Below are 18,878 nucleotides of genomic sequence, written 5' to 3'. Positions count from 1 at the left end.
GAGCACTTCTCTGCGCGTTGAATTAGCGCCGTTAACGTTCCGTTTACGCATCCATGCGCGGCAGCAGCTCGATGAGCTCGCGCCGGCCGGAGATGTCCAGCTTGCGATACGCATGGGTCAGGTGCTTCTCGACCGCGCGGGAGGTCACCCCCAGCTCATCGGCGATCTCCTGATTGGTGAGCCCCCGGCCGACGAGGGAGACCACGGTGCGCTCGGTGCGGGTGAGGGTGGCTTCCGGCCGTATGGCGGCGGTGCCGCGCCCGCCGGCGGTGCGGGCCCGCTCGACGAGCCAGGACGCGCCGCACGCCGAGGCGAGGGCCGCGGCCTCCCGTAGTACGGCGTCCGCCTCGTCGCTTCCCTTCAGCCGCCGGCCCAGCAGGACGAGCGCACGGGCGAGTTCGAGCTCATTGGCCGACGCGCGCAGGACGTCGACCGCTTCACGCAGCAGACTGATTCCGCTTTCGCCGCCGTACAGCCGGCCCTTCATCCGCAGCGCGCGGCCGAGCGCGACGGGCGCTCCCCAGGCCGTCGCCCGCTCGTGCTCCTCCTCGGCGAGCGCCAGCGCCGCGCGCTCGTCACCGACGCGCCGCTGGAGGGCGGTCGCCAGGGGCCGCCAGGGGAAGAGCACGGGGTTGCGCCAGCCGGACGCCTCCAGTTGCCGGCCGCAGGCCAGCAGGGTCTCCAGGGCGCTGGTCCAGCGGCCCTTCCCGGCGTCCTGGGACGCCCCCAGGATCTGCAGCGCCGCGGTCAGGGCCAGGCTCGAGGACCGGCGCCGCCCGGGGCCGTCGAGGATCGACTCGACCAGCTCGGGGTCGTGCAGTTCCAGGGCGACCCCGGTGAGGGCGACGGTGGAGATCACCCCGACCTCCTGCCAGTGGGTATCGGCCAGCCGTACGGCGCGCTCGGCGTGTTCGCGGGCGTGAGCGGCGCGCCCGCGCGCGGTGAGCACCATCGCCTGTTCGACGTTGACGAGCGCGTCCACCACGGTGGCGTCCTGCCGTCGGGTGTGCTGTTCCAGCGAGAGCCAGGAGCTGATGCCCTGGACCGAGTCGGCGGCGACCAGGGCGATCGCCACCAGCGGCAGTGCCGAGTGCACCCGGGCGGAGGTGGCCGGTTCACGCTCCAGGATGCGGTGGGCCAACCGGGTGACCTCGGCAGCGGGCAGCCGGGTGGTGACGGTGGCCGAGGTGAGAAGCACCGCCAGCAGCTCTCGCTCGGCCGCGGAGCCGAGCGGCGGCTCGTGTCCCATCCCGGTCAGCCGCTCGACCGCCGCGGCCAGCTCCGCCGGGTCCTCGTGCCCGGCGTGCCGCAGCCGCGCCTCCAGCCGCAGGGCCACATCGCGGGCCGCGCCCTCCAGCGACGACGCGGGACCGAGGTCCTCGGCGACCTGGTGCAGCAGATCGATGACCGACGGGGGCGCCAGGCCCACGATGGTCGGGGAGATCCGCAGCGCCGCGGCGGCCCGGTGCCTGGCGGTGGTGAGCAGGGGTATCGCCTGGGATATGTGGCGTTCGCAGGCGGCGGGGTCGAAGCCGCGCTCCGCGGTGGCCAGATCGATCAGCAGCCGGGCCCGGGCCTCGCCCGACAGGGAGCCGTCGAGCAGCGCGCGGCGCAGATAGCGGGCGGCGATGTCCGGCGCTCCGCGGCGCAGCGCGGTGTCCGCGGCGGCCCGCAGCACCTCGACCGACCAGGGGTGATGGGAGGTGGTGACGGCCATCAGCTGGGCTGCGACCAGCTCCGCGGGGCATCCGTTGCGGTACAGCAGCGCCGCCGCCGCGTCGTGCAGCCGCTCGCGCTCGGCGACCGTCATCGAGGATTCGACGGCGTCGCACACCACCCGGTGGACGAAGCGCGGCTCCTCCTCTGCGGCGAGCAGCCCCAGTTGGTGGATGGCGCGCAGCCCCGCGGCGAATCCGATCGGGTCGAGGCCCGCGAGCCGCGCGATGAGCTCGGGTTCACCCTGGTCGCCGAAGACCGCGATGGCGGCGGCCAGGTCCCTTACCGGCCGCGGCTGGGTGCGCATACAGCCCGCGAACCGCTCCCGCAGCTGGGAGGGGCGCATGTCGCGGGCCGCCTCGGTGTGGTCGGCGGTCGGTCGGTGGCCGCTGACGGCGAGGCCCATCAGCACCGACCTCAGGAACAGCGGGTTGCCGGCGGAGATCTCGTGGCAGGCGCGGGCGAACTCCTCGTCGCCCGGCTCGCCGAACTGCTCGCGGATCACCCCCTTGACAGCCCCGAGCGTCAGCGGGCCGGGGCGCAGCACCCGCTCCGCCGCGTCGGTGACCTCGCGCAGGATGGGGTCCCGGGCGCGCGGATCGCCGTCGCGCAGGGTGCAGACGAGCACGGCGCGCAGCCCGTGCAGCCGCTTGGCCAGATAGGCGAGCCAGCGCAGCGACGGGGCGTCCACCCACTGCAGATCGTCCACGAGGATCAGCAGTGGGCTGTCCGTGCTGACGTCGGCCAGCAGGGAGCGCAGACCGTGGAGGACCGCCTCGGAGGCGGCGCACCGGACTTCGCCGGCGGGCAGGGCGTCGTCGGCGAAGACCATACGGGCGAAGCCGCCGTGTTCCCGCAGCCAGCGCTCGCGTAGTTCCTCCGGGGCGCCGGTCAGCAGGCTGTCGAAGAGCTGACGGACCACCCCGAAGGCGAAGTCCTGTTCCATCGGCGCGGCGTTGGCGCGCAGGATCCGGACCTCCTCGCCCGCGGCCAGGGCGGGCAGATGCTGCAGCAGCGCGGTCCGGCCGATGCCGAGCGGGCCGGTCAGCAGCAGCAGCGACGAGCTCCCCTTACGGGCGGCCCGCAACGCGTCCGCCATCTGTGCGGACTCGGTGTCCCGCTCAAGCAACATCCGTTCCATACCCCTCCGTCGCCCGCACCAGCACGCGCAGCTCCGCGCGCCCGCCGATCCGCAGCTTTCTGTACGCGCCGCTGAGCCGGAGCTCCACCGTGCGCCTGGTCACCGTCAGCATTTCGGCGATCTCCCGGTTGCCGTGGCCGAGCCCGGCGAGGATCGCGGTCCGCCGCTCGGCCTCGGTCAGCGTGGTCCACTCCGGATGCGGACCGAGGGCGGAGGCGGCGGGCCGACTCAGTCGTCCGGCGAGTGCGCGCGCCCGTTCGGCCAGCCGGCTGGAGGGCCGGTGGGTGGTGGTGAACGTGGACAGCTCGGCCACCAGCGGTGCGGCGGCCTGCCGGTCCCCCGCGGCCAGTTCGGCGTCGGCCAGCTCGATCAGCGCTCCGGCGAAGGCCAGCCGGGCGGAGGTGCCGCGCAGGGTGTGCACCGCCTCGCGCAGCCGCCCGGCCCGGTCCTCGCGGGCCACCCGACCGGCGCCCAACTGGGCCCAGCCGAGCGTGCTGGGCGCGCCCCACTGCCGGGCCAGCGCGACCTCCTCCTCGCTCAGCCGCCGCGCCTCCGCATGGTCTTTGAGGACCTCGCAGGCCCGGGCGGCCATCGAACGCCAGGGCATCAGGGCGGGGTTGAGATGCCCGCGGCGCAGCAGCTCACGGCCGGCGGCCCGGAACAGCTCCGCCGCCTCGGCGGCTCTGCCGTCCAGGAAGGCCACCGTCCCCCTGGCGAAGAGCAGATAGGCCCAGGCCATGCCGTCCTGCGACGCGACGGACGCTGCCGCGAGCGCCCTGGCCTGGTCGTGATGGCCGCTCTCCAGGGCGACGGTGATCCTCACGGCGGTCAGATAGGGGGCGGAGTGCGGGTGCCACTGGGTGTGCGGCAGCGCCCGTTCGGCGGCGGCGACGTCCCGCTCGGCCATGTCGAGCCGGCCGCGGCGCAGATTGAGCTCGCCACGGAAGGCGAGCACCATCGCGGCGGCCGCGCGGATGCGGCGCCGGCGCACCTCGGTGTGGAGGACGTCCAGCCGGATCTCGGCCTCGTCCACGTCATCGGTCATACACAGGGCGCGGGCGGCCGCGAGCCGGGGCAGGATCAGCGCGGTCCCGCTGTCCTGGCCGGTGAAGGCGCGGCGGGCCAGGGCCCGGGCCGTGGCCAGATCCTCGCCGCGCAGCGCGAGTTGCCAGGCGCGGGCGCCGGCCTGCGTCGGGGAGGCGGGGTCGTCGGGCAGCGGGGGGATGTCGTGGAGCATCAGCTCGGTGTCGTCCCGGCGGTCCTCCTCGGAGAGCCAGAACAGCGCGGTCATCTCGTCCCGTTCGCCGCCCCGGGCCTCGGGCAGCGCGCTCGTCACCGCGCGGCGCAGCCCCTCGACGCTGCCCCGGGCGAACCCCAGGTCGGCGGCGCGGGTACGGGTCCGGGCCAGCTCGTCGCCGCCGGTCCGGATGATCTCCTCCAGCCGGCGGTCTCCGGCCTCGGGGGCGGTCAGCACCTCGATGGCGGCCAGCTCAAGGTTCAACTGGGCGCGCGGCGCCGGTTCCAGGGGCTCCTCCAGCGCCCTGGACAGGCAGGCGATCGCGTGCGCGGGCCGGCCCGCGCGCAGCGCCGCGGCGCAGGTGCGGCGCAGTGTGTGGATCGCCCAGGGCTCGCCGACCGGGCGGGCGGCGAGGAGCAGCCGGGCGATGTCCTCGTCGGGTACGGCCGCCCGGTACGCCAGCTCGGCGGCGCGCGCGTGCAGATCGGCGCGCTCGTCGGCGGGCATCTCCGCGAGGATCCAGGTCCGCGCCCGCGGGCAGCACAGCCGCAGCCCGGTGCCGCCGGCGGTGGCGAGCCCGCTCGCCTCCAGCGCCACGCGCAGCCCGGGCTCGCTCGCCGCGCGGGGCCCGGCCAGCGCGTACAGGAGGGGCAGGTCCACCAGTTCACCGCAGACCGCCAGTGCGCGCACGACGTCGACCGCCGTGTCGGACAGCCCGCTGAGCGCGCGGCCGGCGTACTCGCCGCAGACGGCCTCGGCGATCGCGCGCAGCTCCGGCACCCGCGCGGCGACCGGCTCGTATCCGTGGTCGGTGAAGTGGCTGAGCGCCTCGCGCAGCACCGCGGGGTTGCCCACGGTGTTCTCCAGCACCGCCGCGGTGAAGGGTTCCTCGCCGGGCCTGCCACAGATCAGCGCCACGGTGGTGGCGACGTCCTGGAGGGTGAGCGCGGCCAGCGCGAGCTGGGTGCTGCGCACCAGCCCCGAGGAGGCGATGCCGCACCTGCCGGGGTGGACGACGCCGGTGCCGCTCGTCAGCAGCGCGATCCGGGCGCCGGGCAGTCGCCGAACGAGCGCCTCGAACCAGCGCAGTGAGGCCGGGTCCAGCCATCCCACATCGTCGACGACCAGGAGCGTCGACCGGTCGCGGGCGGTCCGCAGCAGCTCGGCCAGACCCGGTAATCCGCGTTCCGGTCCCCCTCCGGCCAGGACCTGGAGCGAGGCGTCGGTGAGCCCTTCCATCGGGGTCAGCAACTGCTGCACGACGCCGTAGCGCAGTCCGCTCTCGCCCGGGGTCGCCCGGGCACGCAGCACCCGCAGACCGCGGTCCTCGGCGAGCCCGGCCGTCCAGCGCAGCAGCTCGCTCTTCCCGAAGCCGGGCCTGCCGGTGACCGTCACCATCGCCGGACGGCCCTTGCCCAGGTCGGTGACCAGTTGGGCCAGTGTTGCCTGCTCTCGTTCGCGTCCGGGGAACGGGAGCCCGTTGAGCTGCATGGTGTGACTATAAGCCGGGTGCATAGCGCTGGGGTGCGGCCGGGCCGCCCTGTCGGCCTCAGCGTCGGCCGCGTGATGCGAAGACCCACGCCGGCGCCTGTGGGTCGGGGACGTCCGGGGTGCTCAGCACGGAGGCCAGCTCGGCGCGCTGGCTGAGGCTCAACTTCCGGTAGACGCTGGTGAGATGCATCTCAACGGTGCGTACGGTGACGAACAGCGACTCGGCGATCTCGCGGTTGCCCGCCCCGCGTGCGGCGAGTTTGGCGACCTTGCGCTCGGTGCCGGTGAGCAGATCGACCGGCGAGGCGGTGATCTCGCGCATCCGGCCGCCCGCGGAGACCAGCCGGCGCCGGGCGTCCCTGGCGAGCGCGAGCGCGCCGCAGCCCTGGGCGAGGTCGGCGGCCGTCCGCAGACGCTCCCGCGCGTCGCGCTGGAGGCCGGCCTCCAGCAGCGCCCCGCCGAGCAGAAGTTCGGCACGGGCGTGCTCGGCGCGGGCGGGCGAGCCGGCGAGGTGTCCGACCGCCTCGGTGAGCAGGTCGATGCCCGCCTCGCCCGGGGTGGTCACGCCACGGGCGACGGCGGCGAGTCCCAGCGCACGGGGCGTGCCCCAGCGCCGGGCCAGCTCGGTGCCGTGGTCGACGATGTCCCGCGCCTGGCCGGCCCGCTTCTCCGCCGCGAGGACGCAGGCGGCCTCGACCCACCAGGGCACGAACGCCGGGTTGGCGAACCCGGTCTCCTCCAGGGAGGCGCCGCAGTCCAGCAGCAGCCGCAGCGCGGTATCGGCGTCGCCGAGCGCCCAGCGGGCCCGCGCGCGGGCCATCAGATAGTAGTGGTACTCCAGGACGAACCCCTCCAGGTTCGGCCGGGTGACCTTGGCCAGCAGCTCCTCGGCGCGCTCCGGCTCGCCCCGGTCGATCAGAATGGTCGCCAGGGAGGTCTGGGGCATCGTCACATTGGCGCTCCACCGCTCCTCGCCGATGATCTCCACGGCGGTCTGGGCGTCGGCCAGCGCGTCGGGGATCGCGCCGATGCCGCGCAGGACCAGGGCGCGGGTGGACAGGGTGATCACATACGACCACACCGCGGCGTTCTCCTGGCCGTGCCGCAGCGAGCGGTCCAGCACCTCCAGCGAATCCTCGACCTCGTCGGCCAGACACAGGGCGAACGCCGAGAAGAGCAGCGACCAGTTGCCGAGCGCGGCGCCCGGGGCGTGCAGGGCGCGGCGGGCCTGGCGCACCGTCCGCTCCGGTGAGCGGCCCTCCATCGCGGACAGTACGGTCATCAAGGCGAGCATCTGGCGCTGTGCGGGGGTGTCCCCGGCAGGCTCGGTCATCCGCGCGAACCGTTCCCGGACGGTGTTGATCGTCGCCTTCTCGTCGGACCCGGCGATCAGCAGCGCCGATTCGACGAGGGTGCGCAACTCGCGGTCACGGGGCTCGGGTTCGGGCCCGAGTTCCGCTTCGAGTTCGTCGAGCACCTCGCCGAGCACTCGTACGGCGGCCGGTGACTGCTGCACCGTGAGACAGGTCATGCCGAACTGCACGGCGATCGGCGCCCGGGTGCGTACGTCGGAAGCGAGCGTGAGCGCGTGCTTGAGCAGGCGGATCGCCTCCCCCGGGTTGGTCTCCGCGAGCGCCTTGGCCAGCTGGACATGGGCCGACACGCTCTCCGGCTCCGCCTCCAGGACCCGGTACAGATAGCGGGCGGCGGCCTCTGGGGCGCCGCGGTGCTCGGCCTGCGAGGCGGCCTCCCGCAGCACCCAGCGCATCCACGGCTCGGGGGTGCCGGGCACCAGCAGCACCTGGTTGGCGACCTCCTCGGCGGGCCGGCCGATATCGCTGAGCAGCTGGGCCGCCTTGGCGCGCAGCCCGGCCGGCGCCTCGGCCCCCGCGGCCTCCAGCACCGCCGAGCGCACCACGTCATGGGCCAGATCCACGCGGTCCGGCGCCATCACCTCGACCCGGCGCAGCAGCGCCACGGCCTCCTCGACGCGGGCGGCGGGCACCTGGGCCAGCGCGCCGATGTGCTCCGCGTCCTCCTCGCCGAGCACCGCGACGGCGGTGGCCACATCCCGCACCCAGTCGGGCTGACGGTCGAACAGGGCGCGCACCGACAGGGCGACCACGTACTGGCCGACCTCGGCGATCTCGCGGATGCCCTCCTCGTCCGGCCGCGCGCCCTTGGACCGCAGCTCGCTCAGCAGCCGGGTGACGGTCAGGGGGTTGCCGCCGCAGACGGCGGCGGCGCGCTCGCCAAAGGACGGCGCGACGGGTGCCTCGAAGACCTGCCGCGCCATCTGGGCTACATCGGCGTCGGTCAGCGGGTCGAGGCGGATCACCGAGGTCCGGGCCTGGGCGGTGATGTCCGCCAGGGCCGCGGGGGCGACCGGCTCCGCCTCGGTGCGCTGGGCCAGCACCACGAGCAGCGGCAGCTGGTCGGCCCGGCGCAGCAGGAAGTCGATCCAGCGCAGCGACCGCTCGTCGCACCAGTGCACATCGTCGAGAACGAGCGCGAGCGGGCCTTGTGCCATCAGGTTCGCCGCGAGCCAGTACAGGCCGTGCAGCACCGGGTAGACGGTCGCGGCCGTGGACGGCTCCTCGTCGCCGGGGCAGGGCATGAGGGCGGGCAGGGCGCGGCGGGCGCTGCCGCGCAGCAGCGGGGAGTCCTGGGCGTCCTTGGCCGTAAGGCCCAGGCCGCCGAAGAGGGCGCGTACGCCGCTGTAGCCCGCGCCGGCCCCGACCTCACCGCAGCTCCCGTGCAGGACGGTCATCTTCTGGCAGGCGTCGCCGTCGAGGAAGGCACGCAGCAGACTCGTCTTGCCGATTCCGGCGGGGCCGGACAGGATCACGAGGCCGGACCGCCCGGCGCAGGCGGCCTCCGCGTGGCCGCTGAACGCCGCCAGCTCATCAGCGCGCCCGACCAGCATGCCGGGTAATCCGGAAGCGTCGGTCCGGTCCAGCACGACAGCCCCCTCGGCCCACGATATTTGCGAAATATCGTAAAAGTATGCACGCAGTGCAATCGTCAGGCTACACGAACCGGACGACGACGATCAATCTTGATCACAGCACAGACCCGAGGGTGGAAGGCGTGGTGAGGGCGTTCACCATCCCGTCCCCGGGCCGATCGGTATCACTTGTGTGGGTACGAGGCATGGAGTCGTCTATGACATCTCCCTTCGCCGGCTCACGGTCGGTCAGTGTGGTCGGCAGAGTCCTCCAAGGCGGCTTCCAGGGCCGCCGGGCACGCGTGAGCTCGCACCAGACGGCCTTGCCCGCCGCCGTACGGGTGCTGCCCCAGCAGCGGGAGAGCCCCTCCAGCAGATGGAGCCCGCGCCCGCCCTCGTCGTCGTCGCACACCCGGCGCACCCGGGGCGGCCCGGGGTCCTCGTCGGCGACCTCGCACCGGAACGCGCGGTCGGCGGAGCACAGCGAGAGCGTCAGCCGGATCGGCCCGACGGCGAGCCGCAGGGCATTGATCGCCCAACTGGTCGCGCGGGGGCTGAGCAACAAGGAGATCGCCGCGGCACCGGTGGTCGCTCAGCGCACGGCCGAGGGCCATATTGAGCACATTCCGAGCAAGCTGGGTTTCACCTCGCGTGCACAGGTGGCGGTCTGGGTAGCGGAACAGAACCGGACCGCGCTCGCCGACGGCGAGCGCCCGCCGCACCCTCCGGGCTGACGGCCCCTTGGGGCCGGAAGCTGGGCGGCGCCCTCTTCAGTAACAGGGTAAGGGGCGGCATTCTATTCGATACGCGCGCACTTGTCCTCGAACTCTTCACAGACCCCACGAAAATGCTCACCTGCCCCGCGTTCGAGGGATCATGCGTCAGGCTCGAGGGACGAGCCGCAACGGCCGTGTCAGCCCATCGACGCGGCCCACGCGACCGAGGAGGTCCCGCCGTGACTGTTGCCGCAGTCGGCAATACCGGTGATGCCATGGAGCTCTTCCGTGGCACCGCCCACAGCCCGTCGTACTTCGCGCTGAACCGCGCCGGGGTCACGGGTGGCGGACAGGAGCTCGTGGACTTCTGCATCCCCTGCAATCCGTACTTCCCCACTCCCGCGATGTTCGCCGTGATGGCGGTCCGGCTGCGGGACATCCTCACGTACTACCCGAGCCCCGCGGAGACCATCACCGCCGAGCTGGCCGATGTGCTCGGGCTCCAGCCGCAGACAATGGCGATGGGCAACGGCTCGACCGAACTCATCACCTGGATCGACCATCTGCTGGTGAAGGAGAGCCTGGCGGTCCCGATCCCCACCTTCGGGCGGTGGACCGACCAGCCGATGGAGACCGGCAAACGGGTCGACATGTTCCAACTCCCGGAGATGAACGGCTTCGCGCTCGACCCGGCCGCGTTCGTCTCCTTCGTACGTTCCCGGGGCTCACGCGTCGCCGTGATCTGCAATCCCAACAACCCCGACGGCGGACTGCTCTCCCGCCAGGCCGTCATCGGTATGATGGACGCCCTCTCCGACCTCGACCTGGTCGTGATCGACGAGTCCTTCCTGGAGTTCGCGGTCACCGAGTCGTATCCGAGCGTCGTGGACGAGGCGGTGCTGCGCCCCAATGTCATCGTGCTGCGCAGCCTCGGCAAGAACTTCGGGCTGCACGGCGTCCGGTTCGGCTATCTGGTCGCCAATCCGGGGCTCGCCGTGCAGATCCGCTCCCGGCTGCCGAAGTGGAACCTCAACTCCTTCGCCGAGGTCATCGTCTTCATGCTGAAGCGCTACCGGCAGGAGTACATGGAGAGCCTGCGGATGATCAGCCTCGACCGCCAACAGATGACCACCCAGCTGACCGGGCTGCCCGGGGTCACGGTCTACCCCTCCCAGGGCAACTTCGTCTTCATCAAGCTGCCGGGCGGCATCGACGGCACCTGGGTCCGGGACCAGCTGCTGTCCCAGCACGGGGTGCTGGTCCGCGAATGCGGCAACAAGCTGGGCAGCAGCAGCCAGTTCATGCGTCTGGTGGTGCGCTCCCAGCCGGATGTGCAGCGGCTGCTGACTGGGCTGAGCACGGTGCTGTACGGGACGTCCTTCTACGCTCCCCAGGTCGGCTACGCACAGCAGACACCGATGTACTCGGCGCCGCAGGAGCAGTCGTTGGACTACCCGTACCAGCAGATGCCGCAGCTGGCCGCCGCCCCGGCGGCGCAGGAGCAGCCGATGTACTCGGCGACCGCCCTGGCGCCGCCGCAGGGCATCCTGGATCCGTACGGGCGGTCGACGTCCTTCCAGGGTGGCTCGGCCGGATACGCCCAGCAGCCGCTCGCGGAGCTGGCGCCCGCGTACGTCGCCACTCCCCCGGTGCAAACGGCCCCGTACCAGGCCCCGGCCGCGTTCCCGCAGCAGGCGCAGCAGTTCCAGACGCAGCTCCAGCCGGCCCAGAGCCAGGCCCCGCAGGCGCAGCAGCCGCTGATGCAGATGGCGCCCCAGCCGCAGAGCGCCCAGTTCCCGAGCGCGCGGCTCCAGGACGCCCAGCTCCAGAACGCACTGGCGCAGACCTCCCAGATCCCGGTGGTCCAGGCCCAGGCGCCGATGGCGGCCGTCGCGTACGCCCAGCCGCGGACGTCTCCGGAAGAGACGACCGTCGACAACATCCCCGTCTACGGACAGAAGCCGGCGGCCGTCACACCGGAGCCGTCCCCGGTGGAGCAGACGCAGGCCATCGTCTACGACCCCGTGGACCTCAAGCCCCCTGCCCCCCAGCCCGACGAGGAGCCCACAGGGCTCACCCCGGCGCTGCGGCGCTATCCCAGCCCCGCCGCCTATCTGAAGGACGACACCATGTCATGACCGTGGCCGTCGGTCCTCGCGCGGCCAGGCCGGGGAGATCCCGGCCGCCGCGCAGACGGCGATGTGCAGCAGCAGCGGATGGGTGTACGGCTCGTTGTCGCGGGGCCAGTGCACCAGCCGTGGTTCCTCCCCCGCGCGGCCGGTCCGTCCCTCGGACGCGCCGGTCACCTGGGCCCCGACCGCGTACCGGGCCAGCGGGGGCCAGGTGACCCCGACGTCCGACTGCGGCGGCACGATCCACCACCAGCGCCCCGCGTCGGCGAGGACACAGCCCGCCCGGGGCAGCAGATCCATGACCCGGGGCCCGTGCCGCTCGGCCACGCCCACGGCGTCGTACTCACGCCCCGCCCGCAGGGCGGGCGGGAGCTGGAGACGGCGGCCGCCGGGTTCCGAACGGGATCCGCGCTGCCTGAACCGGTCGCGGGCGAAGCCGGTCAGCGCACCGGCGAAGGCATGAGTCATCTACGGGCACATCGCAAAAGTCGGGCCGCTTGCGCCTGCGGTCAACGCGGCAGAGGTCTCACGGCCATGGTCCGGGGCAGCGGATCAGCGGGGTGGAAGCGGCTCCCGCGCAGGGGTCCCGCGGCGGCACGGCCGGAGCGGGACACCAGGGCCACCGAAGGCCGGCCACGGCCGCGTTAACGGGATCATGACGCAACTATGCGCACCGCCCGACACACTTGGCAAGCGGCACTCTGAATTGTGCAGAGTCACACATGCAGTGTGTCTGGGCCGTCCTGGACATGGCACACTGCGAGCATCAGCAAGGGGGAGGCCAGGGAGGGATTCAGGTGAGCGAACCGCGCTCGGCCCCGACCGTGGGCCAGGTCGTCCTCGGCAAGCGTCTGCAGGATCTGCGGGAGAAGGCGGCGTTCAGGCGCGAGGAGGCCGCGAAGGTGCTGCGGGTCGCGCCCGCCACCATCCGCAGGATGGAGACGGCAGAGGTCGCGCTGAAGGTCCCGTATGTGCAGATGCTGCTGCACGCCTACGGGATCACCGGCGCCGAGCTCGAGGCGTTCATCACCCTGACCGAAGAGGCCAACAGGCCCGGCTGGTGGCAGCGGTTCCACGACATCCTTCCGGACTGGTTCAGCGTGCATGTCAGCCTGGAGGGCGCGGCCGAGATGATCCGGGCGTACGAGCCGCATTTCGTCCCCGGGCTGCTCCAGACCGAGGACTACGCCCGGGCCGTCATGCAGACCGGCGCCGTCGGCCAGGCGGGCACCAGGGAGGTGGAGCGCCATGTGGCGCTGCGCATGGAGCGCCAGGCGCTGCTCACCCGCCCGGACGCGCCGCGGCTGTGGGTCGTGATGGACGAGACCGTGCTGCGCAGACGCGTCGGCTCACCGGCGGTGATGCGGCGGCAGGTCGACCGGCTGCTGGAGAGCACCGAGATGGCGCACATCACGCTGCAGATCTCGGAGTTCTCCTCCGGACACCATCCGGGCACCTACGGCCCCTTCGTGCTCTTCCGCTTCGCTGTTCCCGAACTGCCGGACATGGTCTACGTCGAGTACCTGACCGGCGCCGTCTACCTCGATGAACGTATCGAGGTGGCCTCTCATCTGGAGGCCATGGACCGCATGGCGGCCCAGGCGGCAACCGCACGACGCACAAAGGAAATCCTCCGTGATTTCCGCAAGGAGCTCTGATCTGGATGGATCGCATTCACAACGGCATGCGCGCGGCCGACCTCGGCAGCGAGGGCTGGCGCAAGCCGTGGAGCGGTGGCAACGGCGGAAACTGCGTCGAGGCCCTGAAGCTGGACGACGGGCGGGTCGCCATCCGTCAGTCCACCGATCCGGACGGCCCGGCGCTGATCTACACCCGCAGCGAGATCATCGCGTTCATCCGGGGCGCCAAGGCCGGCGAGGCCGACTTCCTCGTGTCCTGACCCGTCCCCCGTGTTCCCTCGCCACGACCGCCGCCGTGCCCGGCACGGCGGCGGTCCGCACGGCGCTACGAGGCGTCCGCCGCCAGGGCCTGGAGCAGACCGGCGGTGAGGGCGGTACGGGCCGGGATCGGGGCGAGCACCGTGTGCTCGTGGGTCCTTCCCGGGGTTGCGGAACGGGGGGCTGCTGCGGACGGGCGCTGAGAGGTGACCGATGAGTTTCGTACGCCGGCCCGGTCTGACCCGGTGACAACGCCTTCCCCTCACCGAGGAGACCACCATGAGCACCACCGAGATCACGATCACCCGGGTTCTGGACGCACCGCGCGAGGTGGTGTGGCGGGTGTGGACCGAGCCGGAGTACTTCGCCCGCTGGTTCGGTGCCGCGCCCGAGTCCGTCGAGCTGGACGTCCGGCCGGGCGGCGCCTGGCGCGCCGCGGTGGCCACCCCGGCGGGTGAGTTGCCCATGGGCGGCGTCTTCCGCGAGGTGGCCGACCATGAGCGGCTGGTGTGGACCGTGGACCTTCCGGACGGCGCCATGGTCCTGACCGCCGCCTTCGCCGATCTGGGCGGCAAGACCGAGGTGGTGCTGCGTCAGCCGGCCCCCTCTCAGGAGCAGTGCGCCCAGGCCGAGGAGGGCGCCGGCCGGCTCCTCGACGGCTTCGCCAAGGTGCTCGCGACGGTGTGACCCGCCGGTCCCGCCGTACGGTGTGGCGTACGCGCTCCGCAGGGGCCCGGCGCGTACGTCACTCCCCCGGCGGCGGGCCGTCCCAGCCGGTGACGGCCACCTCGTCGCCCACGGCCATCTCGCCGGGCCGCGTCACGGAGAACTTCGCGCCGAAGACGGTGCCGCCCTCCGGCCCGCGGCGGTAGCGGGCGAGGGTGCGCAGTGGCTCCGGGCCCGCCTTGGCTCCGGTGCTCTGGTCGACCATGGTGACGGCACACCGCACGGCGAGCTTGGCGAAGCCCAGTTCGGCGTTGCCGATGGCCATCCGGCGCACCCGGTCCTCCAGATACGGTTCCTCCCAACCGCCGATCACGATGTTGGGCCGGAAGCGCGACATCGGCAGGGGGTCACCGCCCGCTTCGGCGAGCCGCTGGTTCAGGGTGTCCAGGGTGGACCGGGAGATGATGTGCACAGCGCTGCTGTCGGCGTAGCCGGAGGTGCCCGGTATCCATCCGTCGGTCACCCGGTCGTGCTCCGGTGGCACCCGCACGAGCCTGCTCGGCGCGCCGAGCACCTCCGACAGCCACCCGGCCGCGTCCTCGCCCTGGTCGATGCCCTGATACGGCGCGCCGAACAGCTCCACATCGCGCCGGGCGGACGCCACGTCGATGCCGAAGCCCACCTCGCCGGCGCCCGGCGCCGACAGGGTGAGCCGCTGCCCGTCCGGGTCGACCTCGGGGCGGATGACCGCGAGCCGGGGGTACCGCCGCTGGCTGCGGAACACACCGTCCTCGCCCACGACCATGAAGCTGCGGTCGTGCGGCAGGCCCGCCTCCGTCAGCGGCGCGTCGGCCAGGGATACGCCCGCGCATCCCTTGATGGGATAAGAGATCAGCTCAACGACAGTCGCCACATCGGCACCTTACCCGTGCTCCGATACCACCACGGCGTGGGGCCGCTTCAGCTCCGCTCGTCGCGCTCGGTGCGGGGGCGGGCGCGGAGGGCGTCGAGGGAACGCTCCGGGCCGGCTTCGCGGACCGGTGCGTCGGGCGCCACTTCCCACGCCTGGACCGTACCCATCAGCTCGGCCACGCCCGCGTGGCGGGCATGTTCGGCCTCGCAGGCCGGGCAGCCCGCCAGATGGTCCTCCACGGCCTGCGCCTCGGCCGGTTCCAGCCCGCCGAGGGCGTGGGCCGCCAGCCCGACGCGTACCTGTTCACATTCCACCGTCGCCTCTTCCGCCAACGTCTTTCGTCCGCAGTAGCCGACACGATCATCGGCCCCGGATGGTTCACCGCACGGGCGTGTCGGCGGTCGGAAGATGACCACGGCGGCCGCACGGCCAGGCGGGGGCGGGGCGGCGAGGGGCGGCGGACCGCCGGATCCGGGCACTGCCCGGTGTCCGGCGGGCGTTTCACGGCACGCTGCGCGGCGGTATGCGCCCCCCGCCGGGCGTCCAGCCGTACGGCGTATGGCCGGGTACGACAGTTGGCCTAGTGCGCGTGATCGGTGACGACCCGCATACGCCGTAGGCGCGCTGCGCCGCCCCGGGGACATAAACCCACAACTCACCGTTTCCACGCCAGCGGCGGACGAGGCCGTCGGGAAATGACGACTTCGGCGTCGCTCGGGGTCCCGGCGGTGCGGGGTGAGGGGGTGAGGGGGTGAGGGGGTGAGGGGGCGATATTCGGAGCCGCTCCTGCGAGCGGGCTCCGCGATGAAGTCGATGTGCGTCAATGATATCCGCGGCGGCGCGGTTCCCGCTATACAGGGACCGCGTGATTCTCCGCCAGTTCTCGACCGCCATGACAACTGGCTCTTTTCGGAGAACTGCCGCGGTACGCGGCGGTCGGCGAGGCGATGCGCCGCGGCAGTTAAGGAAAACGACACGTCAGGTCCGTTGGGGTCACCTTCGCGTTGGTCGAAGCCAGAGGGCCGCACCCCCTTGTTGCGGGGCCATAGCGGGGCGAGGCGGACGAGGAGTTGTGGCCGGGGTTGTTTCGGCCGAGACCCGTATCCCCCGGACCGTCGGCGATGGCGTCCGCGCCGGGCCCGGGCCCCCAGGCCCCGTACGGCCAGCGCGACGGCCCGTCCCGATGCGAACGTTTCATCCCTCCCTCGGCCGCGAGCAGTTCCAGGCCGGGCCCGCGGCCTTCGGGCGGCTTCCCGCCCTCATACCCCGTCATGCCGCGAGACCCTCCCATTTGCCCGTCCTCCCGCTCTCCCTCACCCCCCTCGGCTTCCCGCCTTTCCCCGGGGCCGGCCCCGGGCCGGTGCGGCCGGTTCCCGGCCGGTGCCGCGCGGTTACCGCGGCCCGCCGCGGACCGCCGCCGACCGGCCGCCAAGAGAGAAGATCTTGGCCGGGCACCGGCGCAATAGCGCCGAGGAAGATCGCGTACAACGCGGCCGACGGATACGAGGCACCGCATTGGGTCACCGGCGGCCCCGGCCCGGCCGAACCGCCGCCGTCCCGCGCGCAATTCGCCCGGCCGTCCGGCCGAGACCGTTAACCGATCACCGGGAAACCAATGCGGCGGAATAGCGGCTGCCGCCGACAGAGCGCCGAAGAATCATTTCCCGCCGTACGGGGGCGGCCGGCGGACCGTGATCACCGCGCCCGGCCGGCGGCCGCCCCGCCCCGCGCCGCTCACGTCCGTGCGCCCCCGGCCCTCCACGCGCCCGCCCATGCGCATCTGATGGAGCATCAGTCACTTCCGGGGGTGGGATCCGGCGGCGCACGGCGGTCCATGAGGCCCCCTGCGCCTTGTGACCTGCGGAGTGCGGCTGCGGTACTCATACAGCCCGCCGGGCCTCCGGAGGGCACGTCGAGAGCCGTTGTGGAGAGGAACCAGCCCCATGGCCGTACGAGGAAGTCACCGCCGCCCCGCATCGCCCAGCCGGGTCTCCCCCCTGTGTGCCGCCCTGACCGCGGGCAGCGTCGGCATCGTCCTGCCGTTCCTCGGCACCGGCGTCGCCCACGCGGCCCCGGTCGACACCTGGGACAAGGTCGCCCAGTGCGAAAGCGGAGGCAACTGGAGCATCAACACCGGCAATGGCTACTACGGCGGGCTGCAGTTCTCTCAGCACACCTGGGAGGCGTTCGGCGGCACCGCGTACGCCGCGCGGGCCGATCTGGCGAGCAAGTCCGGGCAGATCAGGGTGGCCGAGGCGGTTCTCGGCCGGCAGGGCCCGGGCGCCTGGCCGGTCTGTTCCGTCCGGGGCCGGCTGACGCGGTCCGGGCCGTCCGCCGAGGTGGCGAGCCGCGGCGGTTCCCGGAGCGCCGAACCGCCGGCCAAGCACACCCCGAAGCGCACCCCCCAGCACCCGGCCGAACAAGCCAAGCCGGCCAAGCCGGCCACACCATCCGCCAAGTCCGCCCCGACCCACCGCGACAGGCACCACGCCCGGCGAGCGGCGGCCTCCGGCTCGTACGCGGTGGTCCGCGGCGACACGTTATCCCGCATCGCGACGCGTACGTCCGTCAGCGGCGGCTGGAAGGCGCTCTACCACGCCAACCGCGGGACCATCGGCGCGAACCCCGACGTGATCCGCCCGGGGCAGCGGCTCGCCCTCCCCTCGGGCGCCCGGCACCCGCACAAGGCGACGCCCAAGCGCGCGTCGGCGGCCTCCAGCCACAAGGTCGTCCGCAAGTCCCCCGCGCGCCGCCATGTGGCGCCGGTCAGCGGGCCCGTCACCGCGGCGTACGGCATCCGCGGCTCACGGTGGGCGAGCGGCCACCACACCGGCGTAGACTTCGCGGTCCCCATCGGGACCTCCGTGCACGCGGCCGCGCCGGGCACCGTGGTGGCCGCGGGGTGGGGCGGCGCCTTCGGCTACCAGGTGATCATCCGCCACGCCGCGGGCCTCTACACCCAGTACGCGCATCTGTCGGCGCTGACGGTGCGCACCGGGCAGACCGTGGACGCGGGCCGCCGGATCGCCCGGTCCGGCAACACCGGGAACACCACCGGTCCACATCTCCACTTCGAGGTGCGCACCAGCCCGCGCTACGGGTCCGACGTCGACCCGCTCGCGTATCTGCGTGCGCACGGCGTCAGCGCCTGACGCCACACGGTCCGATTCCGGGGGGTTGGGGGAAGGGGAGGCCGCCCGAGGCACGGCTCGGGCGGCCTCCCGCCATCCGCACGCGGGAGTCAGTACCAGATCGCGACGGGGAGCCCCGTGTCCGCCGTCTCGGGCGGGTCGGGAAGGCTCCGGGCGGCCTGGAGCGCGATGCGGTGCGCGCTCCAGGCCGCCGCCGCGGCGTCCAGGACGTCGTCGGGCGGCACCCGGCCGGCCGGGCCGAGGTCGTCGGGCAGAACGATGCCCTGGTCCCGCAGCAGCCGTCGCCGTACGGCCTGGCCGTTCCAGCTCTTCTTGCTCCAGGCCACGGGCAGCGAGTCGTTCATGGCGGCGAAACAGACCTCGGGGTGGACCTCGTGCAGCCGGTGGTCGCCACCGTCACGGCATGCGTTGGCCTCGCGCAGCTTCGCCGCGAGCCCCCAGGACTGACGGCTCATTCCGGAGCCGGTGAGCCGCCGGCAGCACAGATTGGCCGCGGCGTAGTCCGCCTCCTCCCAGACCTGACGCGGCGGCACCGGGAAGACCCGGGAGCGGTGCGGGGCCAGCTTGGCGACGGCCAGCGTGTCCGCGCTCCGCCGTCCGGCCGCCAGCAGCCCCAGCGGCATGTCCACCGCCACCACGGCGGCGTCCGGCACCCGGCGCAGCAGCTCGGTCAGCCCCTTGGCCGTATCGGCGCCGGCGAAGCCGCCCTCACGCAGGGTCACGGCGACCCAGCCGGTGGGGCAGGCGTCCACCCCCACGACGGCCGATTCGGCGCATCCGGGTGCGGGAGGGGTGTGAAACAGATCGCCGGGGGAACCCATGCGCCGTATCTGACCACGCGGGCGGGCCGACGTGGGCCGAGTGGCGCG

Annotated in this window: 13 protein-coding genes; 6 read left to right on the top strand and 7 right to left on the bottom strand. The window is 73.0% G+C overall.

What is annotated here, in order from left to right; all coding sequences use genetic code 11:
• Positions 1 to 43: 43 nt before the first annotated feature.
• From ABZS71_RS11815 to ABZS71_RS11805, 3 genes are read right to left on the bottom strand one after another with little or no spacing between them, the layout of a single operon-like run.
• The gene (locus ABZS71_RS11815) at positions 44 to 2,848 is read right to left on the bottom strand and encodes an AAA family ATPase (RefSeq protein WP_356209282.1); all 2,805 of its coding nucleotides are present in this window, start codon (positions 2,846 to 2,848) and stop codon (positions 44 to 46) included.
• Positions 2,838 to 5,585: an AAA family ATPase gene (locus ABZS71_RS11810; protein WP_356209082.1), complete on the bottom strand. Its 2,748-nt coding sequence runs from the start codon at positions 5,583 to 5,585 to the stop codon at positions 2,838 to 2,840. The genes ABZS71_RS11815 and ABZS71_RS11810 overlap by 11 nt, the downstream gene beginning before the upstream one ends.
• Before the next feature lie 58 nt (positions 5,586 to 5,643).
• Positions 5,644 to 8,547, bottom strand: a complete 2,904-nt coding sequence (locus ABZS71_RS11805) for an AAA family ATPase (RefSeq protein WP_356209079.1) — start codon at positions 8,545 to 8,547, stop codon at positions 5,644 to 5,646.
• 203 nt (positions 8,548 to 8,750) lie between these two features.
• Between ABZS71_RS11805 and ABZS71_RS11800 the strand changes: the two genes are divergently transcribed.
• Together ABZS71_RS11800 and ABZS71_RS11795 are read left to right on the top strand one after the other, a co-directional pair.
• Complete coding sequence (locus ABZS71_RS11800) at positions 8,751 to 9,266, top strand: LuxR C-terminal-related transcriptional regulator (RefSeq protein ID WP_356209076.1); 516 nt, start codon at positions 8,751 to 8,753, stop codon at positions 9,264 to 9,266.
• Positions 9,267 to 9,523: 257 nt separating this feature from the next.
• The gene (locus ABZS71_RS11795) at positions 9,524 to 11,386 is read left to right on the top strand and encodes an aminotransferase class I/II-fold pyridoxal phosphate-dependent enzyme (RefSeq protein WP_356209280.1); all 1,863 of its coding nucleotides are present in this window, start codon (positions 9,524 to 9,526) and stop codon (positions 11,384 to 11,386) included.
• On the opposite strand, the gene ABZS71_RS11790 is transcribed toward ABZS71_RS11795, so the two are convergent.
• Entirely contained in the window at positions 11,381 to 11,848 is a 468-nt protein-coding gene (locus ABZS71_RS11790) for a hypothetical protein (protein ID WP_356209074.1), read from the bottom strand. The two genes, ABZS71_RS11795 and ABZS71_RS11790, sit on opposite strands and share 6 nt — an antisense overlap.
• Positions 11,849 to 12,177: 329 nt before the next feature.
• Between ABZS71_RS11790 and ABZS71_RS11785 the strand changes: the two genes are divergently transcribed.
• The 3 genes from ABZS71_RS11785 to ABZS71_RS11775 all read left to right on the top strand — a co-directional run bounded on the left by ABZS71_RS11785 (position 12,178) and on the right by ABZS71_RS11775 (position 13,965).
• The gene (locus ABZS71_RS11785) at positions 12,178 to 13,038 is read left to right on the top strand and encodes a helix-turn-helix transcriptional regulator (RefSeq protein ID WP_356209071.1); all 861 of its coding nucleotides are present in this window, start codon (positions 12,178 to 12,180) and stop codon (positions 13,036 to 13,038) included.
• Positions 13,039 to 13,043: 5 nt separating this feature from the next.
• The gene (locus ABZS71_RS11780; protein WP_355843965.1) at positions 13,044 to 13,280 is read left to right on the top strand and encodes a DUF397 domain-containing protein; all 237 of its coding nucleotides are present in this window, start codon (positions 13,044 to 13,046) and stop codon (positions 13,278 to 13,280) included.
• Between the two features lie 277 nt (positions 13,281 to 13,557).
• The gene (locus tag ABZS71_RS11775; RefSeq protein ID WP_356209068.1) at positions 13,558 to 13,965 is read left to right on the top strand and encodes an SRPBCC domain-containing protein; all 408 of its coding nucleotides are present in this window, start codon (positions 13,558 to 13,560) and stop codon (positions 13,963 to 13,965) included.
• A 58-nt stretch (positions 13,966 to 14,023) separates the two neighbouring features.
• Here ABZS71_RS11775 and ABZS71_RS11770 read toward each other — a convergent pair whose 3' ends face one another.
• Positions 14,024 to 14,857, bottom strand: coding sequence for an MOSC N-terminal beta barrel domain-containing protein (locus ABZS71_RS11770; protein WP_355843971.1), 834 nt, complete (start codon positions 14,855 to 14,857; stop codon positions 14,024 to 14,026).
• A 47-nt stretch (positions 14,858 to 14,904) separates the two neighbouring features.
• Positions 14,905 to 15,171 carry a zf-HC2 domain-containing protein gene (locus tag ABZS71_RS11765; protein ID WP_356209066.1) on the bottom strand — a complete coding sequence of 89 codons (267 nt, stop codon included), beginning with the start codon at positions 15,169 to 15,171 and terminating at the stop codon, positions 14,905 to 14,907.
• 1,629 nt (positions 15,172 to 16,800) lie between these two features.
• Here ABZS71_RS11765 and ABZS71_RS11760 point away from each other — a divergent pair.
• Complete coding sequence (locus ABZS71_RS11760) at positions 16,801 to 18,009, top strand: transglycosylase family protein (protein WP_356209064.1); 1,209 nt, start codon at positions 16,801 to 16,803, stop codon at positions 18,007 to 18,009.
• 89 nt (positions 18,010 to 18,098) lie between these two features.
• Here ABZS71_RS11760 and ABZS71_RS11755 read toward each other — a convergent pair whose 3' ends face one another.
• Complete coding sequence (locus ABZS71_RS11755; protein ID WP_355843979.1) at positions 18,099 to 18,830, bottom strand: DUF429 domain-containing protein; 732 nt, start codon at positions 18,828 to 18,830, stop codon at positions 18,099 to 18,101.
• Positions 18,831 to 18,878: the final 48 nt, after the last annotated feature.

This window comes from Streptomyces sp. NPDC005393 (assembly GCF_040606675.1).
GTDB lineage: Bacteria > Actinomycetota > Actinomycetes > Streptomycetales > Streptomycetaceae > Streptomyces.
The sequence above is the reverse complement of the archived record's forward strand: the minus strand, read 5'-3'. Positions and strand labels throughout refer to the sequence as shown.

Coding starts and splice junctions, on each gene's coding strand:
- ABZS71_RS11815 (WP_356209282.1), bottom strand. CDS start 2,848: ATGTTGCTTGAGCGGGACACCGAGTCCGCACAGATGGCGGACGCGTTG.
- ABZS71_RS11810 (WP_356209082.1), bottom strand. CDS start 5,585: ATGCAGCTCAACGGGCTCCCGTTCCCCGGACGCGAACGAGAGCAGGCA.
- ABZS71_RS11800 (WP_356209076.1), top strand. CDS start 8,751: ATGACATCTCCCTTCGCCGGCTCACGGTCGGTCAGTGTGGTCGGCAGA.
- ABZS71_RS11795 (WP_356209280.1), top strand. CDS start 9,524: ATGGAGCTCTTCCGTGGCACCGCCCACAGCCCGTCGTACTTCGCGCTG.
- ABZS71_RS11790 (WP_356209074.1), bottom strand. CDS start 11,848: ATGACTCATGCCTTCGCCGGTGCGCTGACCGGCTTCGCCCGCGACCGG.
- ABZS71_RS11780 (WP_355843965.1), top strand. CDS start 13,044: ATGGATCGCATTCACAACGGCATGCGCGCGGCCGACCTCGGCAGCGAG.
- ABZS71_RS11775 (WP_356209068.1), top strand. CDS start 13,558: ATGAGCACCACCGAGATCACGATCACCCGGGTTCTGGACGCACCGCGC.
- ABZS71_RS11760 (WP_356209064.1), top strand. CDS start 16,801: ATGGCCGTACGAGGAAGTCACCGCCGCCCCGCATCGCCCAGCCGGGTC.
- ABZS71_RS11755 (WP_355843979.1), bottom strand. CDS start 18,830: ATGGGTTCCCCCGGCGATCTGTTTCACACCCCTCCCGCACCCGGATGC.